At 46.8% G+C, this 17929-nt stretch carries 16 protein-coding genes; 4 read left to right on the forward strand and 12 right to left on the reverse strand.

Annotated features, from left to right (window positions below):
• The first annotated feature begins 175 nt into the window (after nt 1-175).
• On the forward strand, nt 176-1351 hold the full coding sequence (locus V3O24_RS17825; RefSeq protein ID WP_104422510.1) for a GGDEF domain-containing protein: 1176 nt from the start codon (nt 176-178) through the stop codon (nt 1349-1351).
• A 91-nt stretch (nt 1352-1442) separates the two neighbouring features.
• On the opposite strand, the gene gluQRS is transcribed toward V3O24_RS17825, so the two are convergent.
• On the reverse strand, nt 1443-2357 hold the full coding sequence (gene gluQRS / locus V3O24_RS17830) for a tRNA glutamyl-Q(34) synthetase GluQRS (protein WP_331308252.1): 915 nt from the start codon (nt 2355-2357) through the stop codon (nt 1443-1445).
• Between the two features lie 2 nt (nt 2358-2359).
• The gene (gene dksA / locus V3O24_RS17835) at nt 2360-2794 is read right to left on the reverse strand and encodes an RNA polymerase-binding protein DksA (RefSeq protein WP_104422508.1); all 435 of its coding nucleotides are present in this window, start codon (nt 2792-2794) and stop codon (nt 2360-2362) included.
• Nucleotides 2795-2907: 113 nt separating this feature from the next.
• Here dksA and V3O24_RS17840 point away from each other — a divergent pair, with 113 nt between their 5' ends.
• Nucleotides 2908-4074 (forward strand): pyridoxal phosphate-dependent aminotransferase, encoded by a 1167-nt coding sequence (locus V3O24_RS17840; protein ID WP_331308240.1) that lies wholly within the window; start codon nt 2908-2910, stop codon nt 4072-4074.
• A 2-nt stretch (nt 4075-4076) separates the two neighbouring features.
• Nucleotides 4077-4400, forward strand: a complete 324-nt coding sequence (locus tag V3O24_RS17845) for a rhodanese-like domain-containing protein (RefSeq protein ID WP_104422506.1) — start codon at nt 4077-4079, stop codon at nt 4398-4400.
• A 50-nt stretch (nt 4401-4450) separates the two neighbouring features.
• Here V3O24_RS17845 and V3O24_RS17850 read toward each other — a convergent pair whose 3' ends face one another.
• The 4 genes from V3O24_RS17850 to V3O24_RS17865 form a co-directional block, all read right to left on the reverse strand.
• Complete coding sequence (locus tag V3O24_RS17850) at nt 4451-4585, reverse strand: hypothetical protein (RefSeq protein ID WP_258076545.1); 135 nt, start codon at nt 4583-4585, stop codon at nt 4451-4453.
• 124 nt (nt 4586-4709) lie between these two features.
• On the reverse strand, nt 4710-5855 hold the full coding sequence (lpxB, locus tag V3O24_RS17855) for a lipid-A-disaccharide synthase (protein WP_331308241.1): 1146 nt from the start codon (nt 5853-5855) through the stop codon (nt 4710-4712).
• Between the two features lie 348 nt (nt 5856-6203).
• Complete coding sequence (locus V3O24_RS17860) at nt 6204-7304, reverse strand: DegT/DnrJ/EryC1/StrS family aminotransferase (RefSeq protein ID WP_331308242.1); 1101 nt, start codon at nt 7302-7304, stop codon at nt 6204-6206.
• A gap of 156 nt (nt 7305-7460) precedes the next feature.
• Entirely contained in the window at nt 7461-8396 is a 936-nt protein-coding gene (locus V3O24_RS17865; RefSeq protein WP_104422503.1) for a Gfo/Idh/MocA family oxidoreductase, read from the reverse strand.
• A 239-nt stretch (nt 8397-8635) separates the two neighbouring features.
• Here V3O24_RS17865 and V3O24_RS17870 point away from each other — a divergent pair, with 239 nt between their 5' ends.
• Nucleotides 8636-10630 carry an HDOD domain-containing protein gene (locus V3O24_RS17870; protein WP_331308243.1) on the forward strand — a complete coding sequence of 665 codons (1995 nt, stop codon included), beginning with the start codon at nt 8636-8638 and terminating at the stop codon, nt 10628-10630.
• Between the two features lie 177 nt (nt 10631-10807).
• Here V3O24_RS17870 and ppsA read toward each other — a convergent pair whose 3' ends face one another.
• From ppsA to cheD, 6 genes are all read right to left on the reverse strand, one after another.
• The gene (ppsA, locus tag V3O24_RS17875) at nt 10808-13219 is read right to left on the reverse strand and encodes a phosphoenolpyruvate synthase (RefSeq protein WP_104422501.1); all 2412 of its coding nucleotides are present in this window, start codon (nt 13217-13219) and stop codon (nt 10808-10810) included.
• An 814-nt stretch (nt 13220-14033) separates the two neighbouring features.
• Complete coding sequence (locus V3O24_RS17880; protein WP_104422500.1) at nt 14034-14762, reverse strand: MBL fold metallo-hydrolase; 729 nt, start codon at nt 14760-14762, stop codon at nt 14034-14036.
• Nucleotides 14763-14791: 29 nt separating this feature from the next.
• Nucleotides 14792-15400: a chemotaxis protein gene (locus V3O24_RS17885; RefSeq protein ID WP_104422499.1), complete on the reverse strand. Its 609-nt coding sequence runs from the start codon at nt 15398-15400 to the stop codon at nt 14792-14794.
• A gap of 173 nt (nt 15401-15573) precedes the next feature.
• Complete coding sequence (locus V3O24_RS17890) at nt 15574-16674, reverse strand: chemotaxis response regulator protein-glutamate methylesterase (protein WP_104422498.1); 1101 nt, start codon at nt 16672-16674, stop codon at nt 15574-15576.
• A 184-nt stretch (nt 16675-16858) separates the two neighbouring features.
• Entirely contained in the window at nt 16859-17278 is a 420-nt protein-coding gene (locus tag V3O24_RS17895) for a response regulator (protein ID WP_104422497.1), read from the reverse strand.
• Nucleotides 17279-17287: 9 nt separating this feature from the next.
• Nucleotides 17288-17926, reverse strand: coding sequence for a chemoreceptor glutamine deamidase CheD (gene cheD, locus V3O24_RS17900; RefSeq protein ID WP_331308244.1), 639 nt, complete (start codon nt 17924-17926; stop codon nt 17288-17290).
• Between the last annotated feature and the right edge of the window lie 3 nt (nt 17927-17929).

Consider the following 17929-nt stretch of genomic DNA (forward strand, 5'->3'; position numbering starts at 1 on the left):
ATAATGAAACTGTCATGTACACGGCAAACCTACTGTCATTTGGGTATGTCGTCCCACATCGCCGGGCATCAATGGGCCGACAACTTTCACAGAAACATAAGCCCTGTAATACGGGCGTAATCAGGAATATTGTGCATACTCAATTTAGGATTTCCACCGTCTATCGGATAACTCAATGAATCTCGACATCCGCACAATGATGGTGATGATGTCGGCACTCGCCCTGATGTTTTCCGGCCTGCTGACCCTGGCGGGATTACATGCCGGCAACGTCCGCGGAGTACAGCACTGGGCAATGGGGAGCCTATGCATCGGGTTGGGGCTAAGCTTTTCCTATAGCCAGATGGAACCGCCCGGCGACGCTTGGGCTCTGGTGCTTGGCGCCACATTGCCGATGGCGGGAGTAGGCTTGCAATTCAACGGCATCCAGACATTCAAGACGGGACGATGCAATGGATACCTTCCGTGGTTGCTGGCCGGACTGGCGCTTATCCTGGGCATCTGGTTCGTTGTTCTCCATCCCGACATTCAAGCCCGCGCCGTCGCCAATTCTTTGATTTTCGGTTTGTGCAACGCAGCCTGCGCCCATGCCTTGCTGATCCGCATAGAACAACCGTTGCGTACCGCGTATTGGTTTACCGGCGCGACATTCGCGATACTTTCAACATTGTTTTTGATCAGAGCGATAATAGTTTTTTTCTCCCCCCCGAATAGCTACGGCCTTTATTTGCAAACTCCGATCAATCCGATATCGTTTTTTATCGGCAGCATGGCGCAAATGTGCTTGGCTTTCGGATTCGTGCTGATGCTGAATTACCGGCTTTCCGCGGACCTGCAAAAACTGGCGGCAAGCGATGCGCTGACCGGAGCGCTGAATCGGCGCAGCCTGGAACAGGAAGCTGTTCGTCTGTCGGCGCGTTGTACCCGTACCGGCGATTCGCTGGCTATCATGATGATCGATGTCGATCATTTTAAGTCCATCAATGACCGCTACGGCCACCAGACGGGCGACGAGGTATTGAGACGTCTGGCTGCGGTGGCGCAAAAAACGATCCGCAGCGACGACTACTTCGCCCGCTACGGAGGCGAGGAATTCTGTATTCTGCTGCCGTCCACCATCGAAAAAGATGCCTGGATATTGGCTGACCGCCTGCGCCAAACTTATGCAGGAATGGTGATGGAATTCGGCGGCGAGATTTTGCGCAGCACCATCAGTATCGGTGTGGCTGATTCAACTCATGCCGGATTGGAATTCACCGCGCTGGTAGCCGCCGCCGACCAGGCAATGTACCGGGCCAAACAGGAAGGCCGCAATCGGGTTATGATGTATTCTGCTTATTTATTTGTTTAGTATTGCGGCACCTCAATCCTATAAAAAAGCCGCTCGATTGGCTTCTACTGTCCTATCCACACATAACCTAAATTTAGATATTGTTCTCCCGCTAAACTGCCCTGTGCGGAACCGAAGTAACGGCATGAACATGTTTCAATAAATCAGGATTCCAATGCGCAATTGCCCAGCCAAGCTGGTCGCTTAGCGGAGCTTGTTGCAATTCAACCGGCGGATTTTGCTTTAATAAGCCCAACAACTTAAAGATAACGCGATGAGGAGCAGTTAAGTCGACTGCCGTTGCCTGCGTCTGCTTGCTGAGCTTATAGCCTTGCTCGTCGACAATAACCGGGACATGCATATAGCCTGGCGTGGAAAGCCCCAGTAATTGCTGCAAGTAGATCTGTTTGGGTGTTGCATCCAGCAAATCGAAACCGCGGACGATATGGTTAACGCGTTGCAGGTCATCGTCAATCACTACGGCGAATTGATAGGCGATAATCCGGTCTTTGCGCTTTACGATGAAATCGCCGTCCTGCTCGGCAAGGTTATGGGAAATCAGGCCTTGCAGCTCATCCTGAAACGTAATGATGCGGCTGTCAGCCTTAATACGCAATGCGTGAGGGACATCGGGCGGGGCTTGCCGGTCTCGGCAAATGCCGGGGTAAATATCGGGCCGCGCCTGCTCTCTACCGCCGGTTGTCAGTTCTTTTCTGCTGCATGTACAAGGATAGATCAGCTTGTTTTTTTGTAAGTCGCTGATAATGTCGTTATAAATATCGATATACCGGCTTTGGTAATAAACCGTACCGTCCCAATGCAAACCAAAGATTTCCAGAGTTTCCAAAATCGCATCGGCGGAACCTTGTACATTTCTGGGGGTATCGAGATCATCAATGCGCAAAAGCCACTGGCCTTGTTGTGAGCGGGCTTGAAGAAAACCGGCAAGAGCCGTGTAAAGAGAACCGAGGTGTAAAGGGCCGGTAGGCGAAGGCGCAAACCGGCCGATGATGGGTTGTTTATCCAGACTTAACCCATTTGTTTTTCGCGGATTTCATCGAGTGTTTTGCAATCGATGCACAACGTGGCGGTAGGTCTGGCTTCCAGACGGCGTATGCCGATTTCAATGCCGCAAGACTCACAATAACCGTAATCTCCCGATTCAATTTCTTTAAGGGCTTCGTCAATTTTCTTGATCAGCCTACGCTCGCGATCACGGGTCCTTAATTCCAGACTGAATTCCGATTCCTGGGACGCACGGTCATTAGGGTCAGGAAAATTAGAAGCATCGTCCTGCATGTGATGCACGGTACGGTCTACTTCGTGCATTAACTCAGCTTTCCAGTTTTTAAGAATAGTCTCAAAATGTTTCAATTGAGCGCTATTCATATATTCTTCGCCCCCTGTTTCTTGGTAAGGCTTAAAACTGAAAGGTGATGCGCCAGTTTTAGAACTATCGGTCATCCATTAACTCCTAAGACAAGATTAAATAAAACCGCGCATTTTTAGCAGAATAGCAACCGGATAGCAAGGTTTATTGGTATGATCCACCTCTTTTGTGATTAGTGTCAATTATAATGAACTTACGGCTGGCGAAGCGGACTCAGGAGATCACCCCCTTTTATGTGATGGCGCTGTTGCGGCGCGCAAAACAATTGGAGGCACAGGGTAAGGATGTCATTCACATGGAAATCGGCGAACCTGATTTTGCTACGCCGCAGGCCATTGTTGAAGCGGGCGTCAGGCAACTTAAAACCGGCGAGGTGAAATATACGCCGGCGGCAGGATTGTCCGAGCTGCGTGAAAAAATAGCCGAGTTTTATCGGCAGCGTTATTCAGCCGCTGTAGACAAGGAACGCATTTTCGTAACGCCAGGCGCCTCAGGGGCGTTTCTGTTGGCGCTGGGAACAAGCCTTAATCCGGCAGAAGAACTGTTGATGGCCGACCCCTGTTACCCCTGTAACAGCAATTTTATTAAGTTGTTCGGCGGCCAAGCCAGAACCATTCCGGTCGATGCGGCTAGCCGTTATCAACTGACCGCGGCACAGATCAAACAGCATTGGACCAAAGCCACCAAAGGTGCGTTGATTGCATCGCCGTCAAACCCGACCGGCACGCTGATTGCTCCAGATCAATTGAAACAGGCCGTACACACCGTGAACGAGTTAGGCGGCTGCTTTTATTCCGATGAGATTTATCATGGCCTGGTTTATGATGAAAATGCTTCATCGGCGCTGGAATTTAGTGACAATGTGTTTGTGATCAACAGTTTCTCCAAGTATTTCGGCATGACCGGCTGGCGCGTCGGTTGGTTGATCGTACCGGAGGAATTTGTCGATGCGACCGAAAAACTGGCGCAGAATATATTTATCGCCACCGCAACCCATTCGCAATATGCCGCATTAGCGGCGTTTGACGAGCACACGCAGGCCGAGTTGGAGCATAGACGCGCCGAATTTGAAATGCGGCGTGATTTTCTGTATGACGCCTTGTTGCGCCTGGGCTTTGAAATCCCGATCAAACCCGATGGCGCATTTTATATTTACGCCAATTGCGCCAAATTTACCGATGACAGCTATCAGTTCGCGCTGGATCTGCTGGAAGCTGAAGGCGTTGCCGTAACGCCGGGGAAAGATTTCGGCCTCAATGAAGCAAACCACCATATCCGGTTTGCTTATACGACGTCTATCGATAGAATGTCCGTTGCCATGCAACGTTTAGAAAAATTTATTAACAAGGGATGACTATGTCCATAAGACAAGTATCAGCATCAGAATTAAAAACCCGAATCGAAAATGAACCGCATCTGTTTTTGCTGGATGTCAGGGAACCCAATGAGTTTGAATACGCCAGGATAAAAAACAGCGTTTTAATTCCGCTTAATCAAATTCCGCAAAGACTGGGGGAGTTGAACCCACAACAGGAAATTGTGGTGATTTGCCATCATGGCGTGCGCAGCCAACAGGCCTGCATGTATCTTTCCCATTCAGGATTTAAGAATATTGCAAATTTGACCGGCGGAATCGATGCCTGGTCTTGCGATTGCGACAGCTCAGTACCCCGATATTAGATAACGGCAACGCATCAGAGATAAAACCGTTCAATGCGTCGTTTAGCGCTTTATTTAAAACCGTCTTGCTTGAACTTCTCCAATTGCTTCTTAAAGCCTTTCCTATCAAACAGGTAGTATAAAAAAATCAGTAAAAACGGCCAAAACATATAGCCCAGCAATTTCAATGCAGTCCAAATTTCCATAGTTACCCCCTCGTTTTGTTCTATATTTTGCTTGCTCGCACTTTGTCATATTTTGGATTCCAAGCTTTGCCTCGCCTGCGGGCAGCACATCGCAGTGTTGCAGGCAAAGCCTTGCACTCCCTCGCTAATCCGATACCGAAAGCATCTCCAAGGCCAACAGCGCCATGTTTTTCGAACCGCCGCCCTGCCCTAACTGCCGTTTAACCTGATTCAGGTTTTCGCGCATTTGATCGGCATAGGCTTTATCGGTCAGGATTCGCAATACTTCAACCGACAGGTTTTCGGCTGTTGCATCGTGCTGGATCAGTTCTTTGATGATGCTTCCGCCCGACACGATATTCGGCAGGCCTATAAAAGGCGTATTCACCAGCCATCGGCCCAACCAGTAGGTGACCGAAGACAGCTTATAGGCAATGACCATCGGAACGGTCAACAACGCAATTTCCAACGTCGCGGTTCCTGAGGTCGTCATCACCGCGTCGCAGCATTGAATGACGTCATAAGGCTGATTTTTTATTACCGTGATTTTAAGCGGAGACTGGCGGATATAGCTTTCAAGCAACGCATCGCTGATTGAATCGGCTTGCGGCAAGATAAACTGGCATCCGGGTAAACCGGACTGCACTTTTTCGGCAGCCGCCAGCATGACCGGCAACATGCGCTTGATTTCGTTGGCGCGGCTGCCGGGCAACAAACCGACTATCGGCTTGTTTTTGTCCAATCCGAAACGGGTTAAATCTTCATCTTTGCTGTAACGGGCATGGACTTTATCTACCGAGGGATGTCCCACGTAGCGCACCGGCACTTTTTCGGCGTCGTAATAAGCCGTCTCGAACGGGAAGATCACCGCCATCATATCGATAACTTTGCCGTAAGCCACGACCCGCCCCGGACGCCACGCCCATATCTGGGGACTTACGTAAAATAAGACTTTAATGCCCTGCTGTTTGGCGTAACGCGCCAGTTTGAAGTTGAATTCCTTGTAATCCACGCAAACCAGCAAGTCGGGGCGTTCGCTTGCAACCAGTTGTTGCATCAATTTTAACGCGCGGCGGATTTCGGCATAGTGTTTGATGACTTCAACCACGCCAATGACGGCGATATTGGCTGAGTCATAGCGAATATCGATGCCCGCCTGAGCCATTTTTGCGCCGCCCATGCCGATACCTTTAATGTCCGGCTGCCGTTTTTTCAGTTCGAGGAACATATTGGCGGCATGCTGGTCGCCGGATGACTCTCCGGCGCTGAATAGGATTTTTAAAGGATTCAAGGTTCAAGGCTCATATGAAAAATCATTTCGTCCACGACAGACACAAAAAGCACGAATTAGAATTTATGACTTATTCTTAATTACCATGAAGGACATGAAGATAATGAAGAAAGAGACCAATCGATTTTTCGTATAAGACGATTGGTTATGTGTCCTGCTCAAAGCAAAGCTTAGTTTTTATGAATTCGTTTCAATATAACATCTGAAGCAAATACATATATCTTCAAGTCCTTCACGATCTTCATGGTAAAAATAAATAACATTTTGGGAATCAGCACCCGAATGGCGATTGACTGTTTTGCAACCCTAGTTTTCGTGTTTTTATGCGTCTTTCGTTGACAACTGTTATTACGCTGCCGTCAAAACATCCCGAATAACACTCACAATCTCCCTGATCGAGTCATCCTCAAGGAACGGGCAAATCGGCAATGACATACAGTTGGCCGCAACAAATTCCGTCACCGGTAAGCTGACGTTGGCATATTCCTGTTTAAACACATTCTGCCGGTGCAAAGGCACGGGATAATACACGGCACAGGCGATTTGCTTATCCTGCAAAGCCTTCATCACCTCGTCGCGACGGTCGCACAGCAAGGTGTATTGATGATAAACGTGTTCACCCAGACTATTTTCAAACGGCGTAGTCAGCGGCAAATCGGCCATCAACTCCGAATAAAGACGCCCGACATGACGGCGGCCTTGATTGTATTGGTCGATACGTTTTAATTTGGCCCTTAATATCACCGCCTGCATTTCATCAAGACGGCTGTTATAGCCGATCACATCATGGTAATAACGGACATCCGAACCATGATTGTGCAGCATTTTAAGTTTTTTCGCGGTCTCGTCGGAGTTGGTGACGACCAGCCCGCCATCGCCGAATGCACCCAGATTCTTGCTCGGAAAAAAACTGAAGCCGGCAGCATGACCGATAGCGCCGGTTTGTTTGCCGTTGATGCTTGCGCCGAACGACTGGCAGCAATCTTCAATCAGTTTCAGGTTATGTTGGTCGCATAGTTGCTTAATCGCCGTCATATCCGCCGGTTGGCCGAACAAATGCACCGGCATAACCGCTTTGGTTTTTGGCGTAATGGCTTTTTCTATCGCTTCCGGTGAGATATTAAAAGTCTTTGGATCTATATCGACGAAAACGGGAATCGCACCGACATATTTGATGGCTTCCGCGGTAGCAATAAACGTAAAAGCGGTGGTGATTACTTCATCGCCTGCACCGATGCCTTCGGCAATCAATGCAAGATGTAGCGCATCGGTTCCCGACGCCACGGCTATCGCATGTTTAACACCCAGATACTCGGCTGTTTCTTTTTCAAAGGCTTGAACATTAGGGCCTAATATAAACGAACAATTTTCGATTGTTTCAGCCAGCCCGCGCTCAATTTCGTCTTTAATTTCGGCGTATTGAGCCTTAAGATTTACCATTGGTATCATGTTTCGTTGCCTATTATCTATTTTTGAAATCTTTCGTTGATATGTTCTATATATTTATCACGAAGAGCACAGAGTCCACGAAAAATGAAATATAAAACTTCGTGTTCTTCGTGTTCTTCGTGGTTAACAAAACATGTTACAGAATTTTATAATTGGTTATTTATCGCCTAATAACCGGGTAATGGCTATCGCTGTTTCCAGCGCTCTTTTTCCCGCCTCACCGGAAACCAGCGGATTGTCGCCGGTATGGATGCAGTTAACGAAATGCTTGATTTCTTCGAGCAGGGCGTCGCCGCTTTCAAAAACCGACTCTTCGGTTTCTATTTCAGGAATACCGGGGAACATTTCGCCTTTACCGGTGCGGTGTTTGGTTAAAATACGGTTCTGGAAATCCACCGAGACGTAGGAAGACGGCCTGAACATGCGCATTTTGCGCTCCATCTTCATGCTGATCCGGCTGGCCGTCACATTGGCCACACAACCGTTTTTAAACAGCAGCCTGGCGTTCGCAATATCGGTGCCTTGCGTTAATACCGCGGTGCCGCTGGCGTCGATGCGTTCCACCTCGGAATCGACCAAGGCCAAAATAATGTCGATGTCATGGATCATTAAATCCAGCACGACGCTGACATCGTTGGCGCGCGGATTAAACGGCGACAACCGGTGGGATTCAATAAACAGCGGCTTTTCTTCTTTGTCCAGGCCCAATACCGCCGGATTAAAGCGTTCCAGATGCCCCACCTGCAAAATCAGATTCTTTTCCTTGGCAATGGCGATCAATTCGTCGGCTTCTGCAACCGTCACGGTAATCGGTTTTTCAACCAGCACATGAGCGCCCGCATTCAGAAAATCCCTGGATACCTTGTGGTGCAGCGTCGTAGGGACAACGATGCTGACTGCATCGACTTTACCTAACAGAGACTGATAGTCTGTCAACGCTGTCGCACCGTACTGTTCGGCGACTTCCTTCGCTGCCGCCTCATTTATATCGACCACGGCAACCAGCTCACAGTCAGGCAGCGACGCATATTTTTGTGCGTGAAACTTGCCCAGGTAACCCGTACCGATAACAGCGCATTTTAATTTTCTCATACGATTATTTATATCCGTTCTACTTACGCCCCAGCGGTAAGGGCCACATAATCGTCAGTATTGTAAACTATCGCTATGTATTCAGAAAATTTTGTACTTGGCAGTTATCGCAATTGGTTTTTGATGTTATGATCAAACCAACATTCAAATTTGACCGGCCGCTCTCAGCATCTTCCTGAATATTCATCAGATTTCGCTTACATCATACCAATAAAACCGCAGCCTATAAGGAAGATGTCATGACCGACAAAGACAAGGACGATATCAAACTCATAAAAAAAGCGGCTCAATCAATTCTGAAGGATGAAATCAAACACCTTAACATTGTATCTCCTGTCGCCCTTAAGCTATTAAGGCTAAGCAATGACGACAACACCAAGATCGAGAGCTTATCCCAGCTGATAGAAACAGAACCGGTGTTGGCCGCAAAAATTCTAAATCAGGTTAATTCCGTTGCATACGCCCTTCCTACTAAAATAACCTCGATTAACCGCGCAGTCAGCATGCTGGGATTTTCTACCGTGCGCCAACTCGCACTAACCCTGCAATTTCACAGCAAGCTGACACAACAAAACTCAACAAAATCATTCGATTTATTATTTTTCTGGCAACATTGCCTGTATGTAGCCTTATTGAGCAGGAGAATAGCCGTCGCACTTAAGTACCCTGACCCGGATCTGGTTTACACGGGAGGACTTATCCACGATATTGGCAAAGTGGTTCTGGAAAACCATGGCCGCGTGACTTACAGTGATTTTATTGCTTCGATTGGCAATAACAAACATTCGACCCAAGAACAAGAACGCAGCTTTTTCGGAATAACGCATACCGACATGGGCCATGTTTTTTGTCTGGAATGGCAATTGCCGGCATCCGTCACCGCAATCGTTGCCTGTCACCATAACCAGCCGACTGAAACCTCACGGTTCGCAGAATTTAAAACGGAAATCGCCATCGTTGCCTTTGCAAACTATATAGCCTGGATACAGGGCATTGGCTCGGCTAACTACGATAGCCACCCGACATTACAGAGCGCTTTGCTCCAAACCCTTGGCATTGACCGGCTGAATCTTGAAACGCTACTGCAACAGGTAGATCAGGACATGCAAAGCACTCAAGAATTCTATGATACCCATCTGCCCGGTTTAACCACGTTACGGGCCACACTGGTCAAAGCAACCATTAATCTAAGCCAGATAAGCGAGGCTAAAGCTTTTACCGCCGACACATCCAACAGGAAATCATCCTGTTTGACAGCGCCCCATCACAGCCTTAACCCTAAGGACTTTATACCCCGAACGTTAGAAGCATTACAGGACGAGTTTTCTTTTGATCGCAGCATGATGTTCATGATCGATCCTAAGCGCCGCTGTCTGATTGCATCATACTGGTGGCCGAAATCAATATTGCCGACGGAACTGCAACCCTTTGAAGTCGACATTAGCGGCATTTCCGGTTTGTTGTTAAATTGTTTACGCGCAAAAAAAGCCGTCATCATCAATGCCAAAACAGAGCCTGGTAATTCCATCATTCAACGCTTGAAGACTACTGAGTTTATCGCTATACCCGTGTTACATCATAACAATCTGGTCGGTTTGCTTTACGCCGATAATTCACTGTCAGAAAAACCGATGCATGAACAATTACTGCCGGAAATCATGCCCATTGCCTATGAATTGGGGATTGCGATGTTTAATGCCAAACAATATGGCCAGGAGAAAAAGCACGCGCAACTCGATCACTTAACGCAATTGTTCAATAAACGAATGGTCAACAATTTCCTGGTCGAGACTTTTCAAGAGGATGCGTCCATTCTGGCAAATATCGCCGTTGGCTTTATCGATATAGACAAGTTCAAGCTGCTTAATGACAACTGCGGACATCAGGCTGGGGATGATGCATTAAAGATTGTTGCCGATATTTTGCGCCATTCAATCCGCCCAGGAGATTTCATCGGCCGCTATGGAGGAGAAGAATTTTTATTCGTACTTAAAAATACCAATGAGGCCGGGGCCAAAGGTTACGCCGAACGCATCCGATCGGAAATTGAGCGTCGCGGCAAGATTCTAAGTCAGCGGTTTCATGGTCAAATAATGACGGTCAGCATCGGCGTAGCCATGTATAGCCCGCGCTATGGTCGATACGCCGACATGATCGAAGCCGCCGACCAAGCTATGTACCGGGCAAAAAATGAAGGCAGGAACAGAGTTGTTCTGCTGTCCGACAAAAAATAACAGCAACGCCGACGACTTTCAGTATGAATCAACAGCGCCCAAATCCAATGTTTTAGGTTGAGAACGATTCTCCAGCCGCGAGAGGCGTTTAAAACTCCAAAGTATCCGTTTGGACGTTCGCATCAAAACTAAACGCATAGACAAATTCAGTATGTGGCCGACCCAGAAAAAAAATCACTACCGTCCCAAACGCCGTTCAGTTTCCAACACCCGTTGCGTCGTCTGTAGCACGGTATCTGGATTCAGACTCATAGAGTCTATGCCGACCTCCACCAAAAACTCCGCCATCTCGGGATAGTCGGACGGTGCCTGTCCGCAAAGACCGCAATGCCGGCCGTTGCGCCGCGAACCGTCAACGGCAAGACGGATCATTTCCTTAACGCCGGGGTCGCGCTCGTCAAAATCTTCGGCGATGATTGCGGAGTCGCGGTCTACACCCAAGGTAAGCTGGGTCAAGTCATTGGAACCGATAGAAAAACCGTCAAAACACTTGGAAAAAGCATCGATTTGAATGACGTTATTGGGAATCTCACACATCACGTAAATTTCCAGTCCCTGTTCGCCGCGTTTCAAACCGAGCTGCGCCATGTAATCGAGCACTCGTTCGGCTTCCTGTACGCGGCGGCAAAATGGGATCATCAAAATCACATTGCTTAAACCCATCTGCTCGCGCACCCGTTTCATGGCCTTACATTCCAACGCAAAACCTTCTGCGTAAGCGGGGTGGATGTAACGCGATGCGCCTCGAAAACCAATCATCGGATTGGCTTCATCGAATTCAAACCAGCGCCCGCCGAGCAAGGTAGCGTATTCGTTGGTTTTAAAATCAGACATGCGCACGACGACAGGTTTGGGATAAAACGCGGCGGCAATGGTTCCGACGCCTTCCGACAGCTTCTGGACAAAGTAATCTTCAGCGCCGGCATAATTGCGCGTTAATCGGGCCAACTGCTCCCGCTCACCGGCATCCTGCACTCGCTCCGGGTGTATCAGCGCCATAGGGTGCGCCTTGATGTATTCGGTGATGATGAACTCCATCCGAGCCAATCCCACACCGTCATTCGGCAGGAAGCTGGTTTTAAAGGCCAGTTCGGGATTGCCGATATTGAGCATGATTTTGGTTTTCGGGCGTTGCAGCTCCGACAGATCAGTGGTTTTAATGTCGAAACCGAGAATACCGGAATAAACTTTGCCCGCATCGCCTTCGGCACACGACACCGTAACCGGGCTGTTATTTTTAATCATCGTCGTGGCGTTATCGCAGCCGACAACGGCCGGGACGCCCAATTCGCGCGAGATAATCGCTGCATGACAAGTACGCCCGCCACGATTGGTGACTATCGCCGAAGCTATTTTCATGACCGGTTCCCAATCCGGCGTCGTCATATCGGCAACCAGCACATCCCCGGCTTTAAAGCTGCTTAGCTGCTCGACATTATCGATAATCCGCGCATTGCCCGTGGCAATCTTGCTGCCCACCGCATGCCCCGTGATCAACGGCTCTGCTTTCTGGTTAAGGCTGTATTGTTCCAGAACCATGCCGCGTAATTGGGAAACCACGGTTTCTGGACGCGCCTGTACAATATACAACGTACCGTCAAGACCGTCTTTCGCCCACTCCATATCCATCGGTTTGGCCTGACCTGCTTTGGCGCTGTAATGCTTTTCTATTTTAATGGCGTAATCGGCAAGAGTCAGGACATCGGCATCGTTGATACAAAAGCGATTGCGTTCTTCGGCAGAGGTCACGATATTGCGGGTAGATTCGCGGGTGCGTCCATCGCTGTAAACCATCTTTATTTTCTTTGAACCCAAGGTCCGCCTTAATACCGCTCGATGGCCTTGTTCAAAAGTGGGTTTATGCACATAAAACTCGTCGGGGTCTACCGCGCCTTGCACGACATTTTCACCCAGGCCATAGGCTCCGGTAATAAACACCACATCTTTGAATCCCGATTCGGTGTCCAGCGAAAACATCACGCCACTGGCGTCCAGATCCGAGCGGACCATTTTCATAATACCTATCGATAAGGCCAGTTTGAAATGATCGAATCCTTGATCGACCCGGTAGTGGATGGCCCGGTCGGTGAACAGGCTGGCAAAACAGCGCTTGCAGGAATCCAACAGCGCCTGATCCCCGCGTATATTCAGGTAAGTATCCTGTTGTCCGGCAAAACTGGCGGTCGGCAAATCTTCGGCGGTGGCGGAACTGCGCACCGCAACGCTTAAATCATCGCCATACTGTTTTTTCAATTGATTAAAGGCCTCGATAATTTGCTGCTCAAGGTCTTCAGGAAAAGGTGCGGCGTAGATTGTTTCCCTTGCTTTACGTGCACGTTTGGCAAGATCGGCGACATCGTCAGGATTTAAATCATCCAATGCCTGATGCAGCGCCTCCCAGCTATGCGTTTGGTCCAACACATAGCGGTAAGCCTCCGCGGTCACGGCAAAACCGTTTGGAACTTGGATGCCTTGCGGCGTCAATTCCCTGTACATTTCGCCTAACGAGGCATTCTTGCCGCCTACGAGAGATACATCTTCAATCGTTAATTCATTAAACCAACGGATATAATTTGCTTGCTCAGACATCATAGCTCCTTAAACGAATGATCTGCTTGATTGACAGCTTACCGGGATTTATTCAATTCGTTAGCTAAATAACCATATTTATTATATGTGACACTATGTCACATTATCGTTTTGCTTTCTCGTTGATAGCATATCAATATGCGCTCTTACTTACCCCCACTTGTGGTAAGCGGGAGCTTAATCGTTTATTAGGCACCCTTTTTTTTTGGATTTTTCCGCTGGCTTCAGCATTCAAATTTGCCAATCAACCGTCTGTACTGTTTTCCACAATTCCTGTGTATAACTTTGTGCATAAGCTATAAATAACACCGCCCAGATTCGATAAAACCTAACTCTTCGTTGAATTGTAGTATTTTTATACAAAAATAATTTTTTTATTAAATATCAACAAATTGGATTTGCGTAATTTTTGATGCATGAAATCCACCTAAAACTTGACATCTCATTTATTGCAACAGAATTAACTGTGCATAAACTACATTTAACGTCTCTTAAGCTTGTCAGCCCAAACAGCTAATCACGTTGATTGCGATCAATATTGCAGCGCCCTTACCCAAAACACAGGGAATGAGAGGGGCAAACCATACCAACTATATCCCATTGAGAGACATTTGATTCAACGGTTTACCTCGATATACCGTGTTAGTGGCTGGAAACAAAAAGGGCGCTAGATTAATAGCGCCCTTGAAGGTCTAAAAAAGCATGCGTTTGACTAGATAAAGCTAATTCATCTCAAACTAGCTATCCACAACACTAATGCGGAAACGTTAAAAAATCTAATTGATCCGTCTCTTCTTTGAAAGTAACTGATCGATTAAACAGCGATACCTACCTGTAAAGCATCAAACCAGTCTAAAAACCGTTTAACATCATCGCCTTTAAACATCCGTCCATGCTGTGGAGCTAAAATATCAATATCCAGATTTCTTACCCGTTCAATCCAGACTCTTTTGGCCTGATTTGACGGCATCCACCGCTGATGCCAATACCGCATTTTCTCTACATGCGCGGCAAAATTCTCAACGAAAACAGGTGCATCAGGACCCTCGATAGCGCCACCCACATCCCCAGACATCAGAATCTTAGCTTGCGGATCATAAATGTGAAAATTCCCGGATGAGTGCAAATAATGAGCAGGGATAATCTGTAATTCCACAGACTCCAATTTAATTGTTCCGCCGTTATCCGGAATAGCCACGTATTCTATTGATTCACAGCTGTAATGCCGCAAAAAACCTTCCCAAATCGCCGGCGCATGGAGCTTGGCATTTGTTAACGCCTGATCCCATAAACCCAGCGACGAGATCACATCAGGATCCTGATGCGAAGCGAACAGATCCGTTATTTGATCTACAGGTGCATGATGTAACACAGCCGCCATCATCGGGGCAAACAGTTCAGCGCCACCCGGATCTAAAAGCAGACAGCGGTTGGCCGTGCGTACTACATATTGGTTGGTATCGATTACATTATTGGGCTTGCCTTCATCCCTTCCAAACATAATCCATTGATGCGATCCTTCATATATCTTGGTCGTTTTCATAAAAAACAATGCCTTTTAAGTTAAGCTATTCAACTATTGCGATAAATGGATAATGCGATCCTACAACGCTGCACATTATCATGAATGGTATGTGCGGCTTTATCCACACTTTCAGCAACCGCCTGCAAACTCTGCAAATATTCACCTGCTTGTGATGCTTCAATTCTTGAATTTGCTGCAATAACCCGAGCGGCGCGTGCATGATGCATCACGGCTTCGAGCTGGCCTAACAGTTGCGAGACATCCCGTTTAAACTGCCTTTGGCAATCTTGCATTGACAGCCTTGCATGATCTACAGGCTCCTGCATCGATTTAGCATAGGGGGCATCTTCAGCCATTTTTGCCGCCAGCTCGAATTTATTATACGCAACCGTTTTTTGGTATTCATCGACAGTTAAGCGATATAACACTAAGGCATAGATATTGATATTGGTAACCAGTTCAATTGTTTCTTTAGCCAATTCATTAATGAAATCAGTAATCGGTTGAAATCCTTTTGCTTTATCTCCAGCCCTAAATGCAATAGCCTTGGCGTTGGCCGCAGCTAATGATATTTCTTTAGCCACCACCATGACCGCACTCAACTCCGAGGTAATGGAAGCTACTGCAATAAATTGTGATTTAGTCTGATTAGTCATAGTTAATTACACAGCGTGAAAAGTAACATTTTTAGAATCCTGTATATGACGCAATACATTATTATTCTGTCATGGTAAGTTCTAATGAAATATATCTATATAAAGAACGTTGCCCATTACATCGGAAAAAAGCTGGTAATATAATTTAAAAGAACTTTGGCAGCATATTCCGGTTAACCAAGCTTAACCAAGCTTAAAATCTTATGCGAAACCTCTTCTAACGGCACCACGTAGTCGGTGCAACCCAATTTAAATGCGGCCCCCGGCATGCCCCAAACGACACTGGACTGCTCATCCTGAATAACCGTCTTAGCACCCGCATCGTGCATTTCTTTCATGCCCATTGCTCCATCAGCCCCCATACCCGTCAATAACACGCCCACGGCATTTGCACCCGCACATTGAGAGACTGAGCGAAACAGGACATCAACTGCGGGTTTATGGCGATTGACAGGCAAACCATCGCTCAAATGAATAATGTATTTACCTCCCTCTCTAATCACCAGCATATGCTTGTCTCCCGGCGAAAGATAAATATTACCCGGCTCAACCGTCTGACCATGCTTGGGAATACACGCTGACATTTCCGTTGCCAAATCAATATGCCGGACAAATGACTGACTGAATGCAGCCGGTAAATGTTGAGTTATTAAAAGAGGCGGCGTATTTGCCGGCAGCCCTTTAACGACAGCTTTAATCGCTTCAGTTCCCCCCGTTGATGCGCCTAAGGCAATTATCTTGTTGGTGGGGCTGATATGAGTTTTTACAGGTGCTGGTTTCAGAATAACATCGACTGAATGTTTTTCTGGAATCTCGGGAGAAGCTGGCGCGGAACTTTTGGGTTTGATCGCTCTATCATGAACGGCCCCGACTTTAGCCTGCGCAGCAACGATGACCTTTGAAATAATTTCATCGGCGTATTCGTTTAACGTGTTAACAACATCGACTTTAGGCTTAGCAATAAAATCTACCGCGCCCAATGCCAAAGCATTTAAAGTAGCCTCCGCGCCATGTTCCGTAAGCGTGGAGATCATTACAACCGGAGTTGGTCTTAAGCGCATCAAGTTGCTCAAGAAAGTTATCCCGTCCATGTGCGGCATTTCAATATCCAGCGTCAATACATCTGGATTTAATTGTTTAATCATTTCCCTGGCAATAAGAGGATCCGCTGCTGCACCGACTACCTCAATATCGGGGGAGGAACTTAAAACTTCAGTCAGTATTTTCCTGATTAATGCTGAATCATCAATGATCAATACGCGTATCTTACCCATAAACTCACTCTAAAAGAAGCCGATCATCACCGTCAATAGGTGCATTTTTAATATTGATTGCTACTACTTTACCTTAAGCAATTACATCATTCCTAGAATTTATGGAGTTTTTATCCTGGCATACACATATATTTCTCCGTGTAATATCCAACCCTGCCGCTCCAGAATTTCTGATTGCAGACCATTATTCAAGTCTTCTAATATTAGCCTGTGACGCTACTATGACCTTGGCAATTATGTCATCAGCATAGTCATTCAATGCATTTTCCACGTCAATTGTCGGTTTAGCTATAAAATCTACCGCACCTAATTCCAGCGCAGTTAAAGTAACTTCAGCATTACTTTCTGTAAGCGCTGAAATCATGACAACAGGCATAGGCCGAAGCCGCATCAAATTGCGCAAAAAAGTTATCCCATCCATACGTGGCATTTCAATATCCAAAGTCAACACATCCGGATTTAATGCTTTAATCATCTCTCTGGCAATAAGAGGATCTTCTGCCGCGCCAACCACCTCAATATCTGGAGACGAATTTAAAATCTCAGTCAGTACCTTTCTGATTAACAATGAATCATCAATAATCAATACACGTATTTTATTCATTGTATACTCTTAAAAAAGCTCAACATCACCCTCAACAGGCGCGTTTTTAATATTGTTAAAATACTGTCGCTCTCTTCTTACAATTGTATCATTATGCAAATGCTCGATTTTCTTCATTCCAACTTTCCCTGTCCGAGGGAAATAAATTATTTTTCGGGGATAAATATCGCCTAAATCCTGGGATAATAAGGGCAAACCTTCTGTGTCAATATAATCCAAAATAAAATCAATATTTTTCTGGCCGACATCTGTCAAGGTTGGAATAATTTTACCGCCGCCAAACACTTTAACTTCCAAGTTTTTCCTTTTGCCGCCATTCCTCAAAATAGTGTTAATTAAATGCTCCATAGCATAATTTCCATAGCGGGTTGCATTACCAACCACCGCTTCATTACCCTGTTTCAGCTTATCCGCTGTAGTTTCGGGCAACATAAAATGATTCATTCCACCCAATCCTGATACCTTATCCCGGATGCAGGCCGATATGCAAGAGCCTAATACTGTTGTAATCAATTCGTCCTCTTGGGTCACATAGTATTCGCCGGGCAAAATTTTTGCGGTGACTACTCCACGTTCCTTATCCATATACCTGTTAATGTGTTCAAAGCCATCAATGGAGGCTGGACCAATATCATTGCTAGTACTCATTAG

Source organism: Methylobacter sp. Wu8 (genome assembly GCF_036440755.1).
In the GTDB taxonomy this organism is placed as follows: Bacteria; Pseudomonadota; Gammaproteobacteria; order Methylococcales; family Methylomonadaceae; genus Methylobacter_A; species Methylobacter_A tundripaludum_A.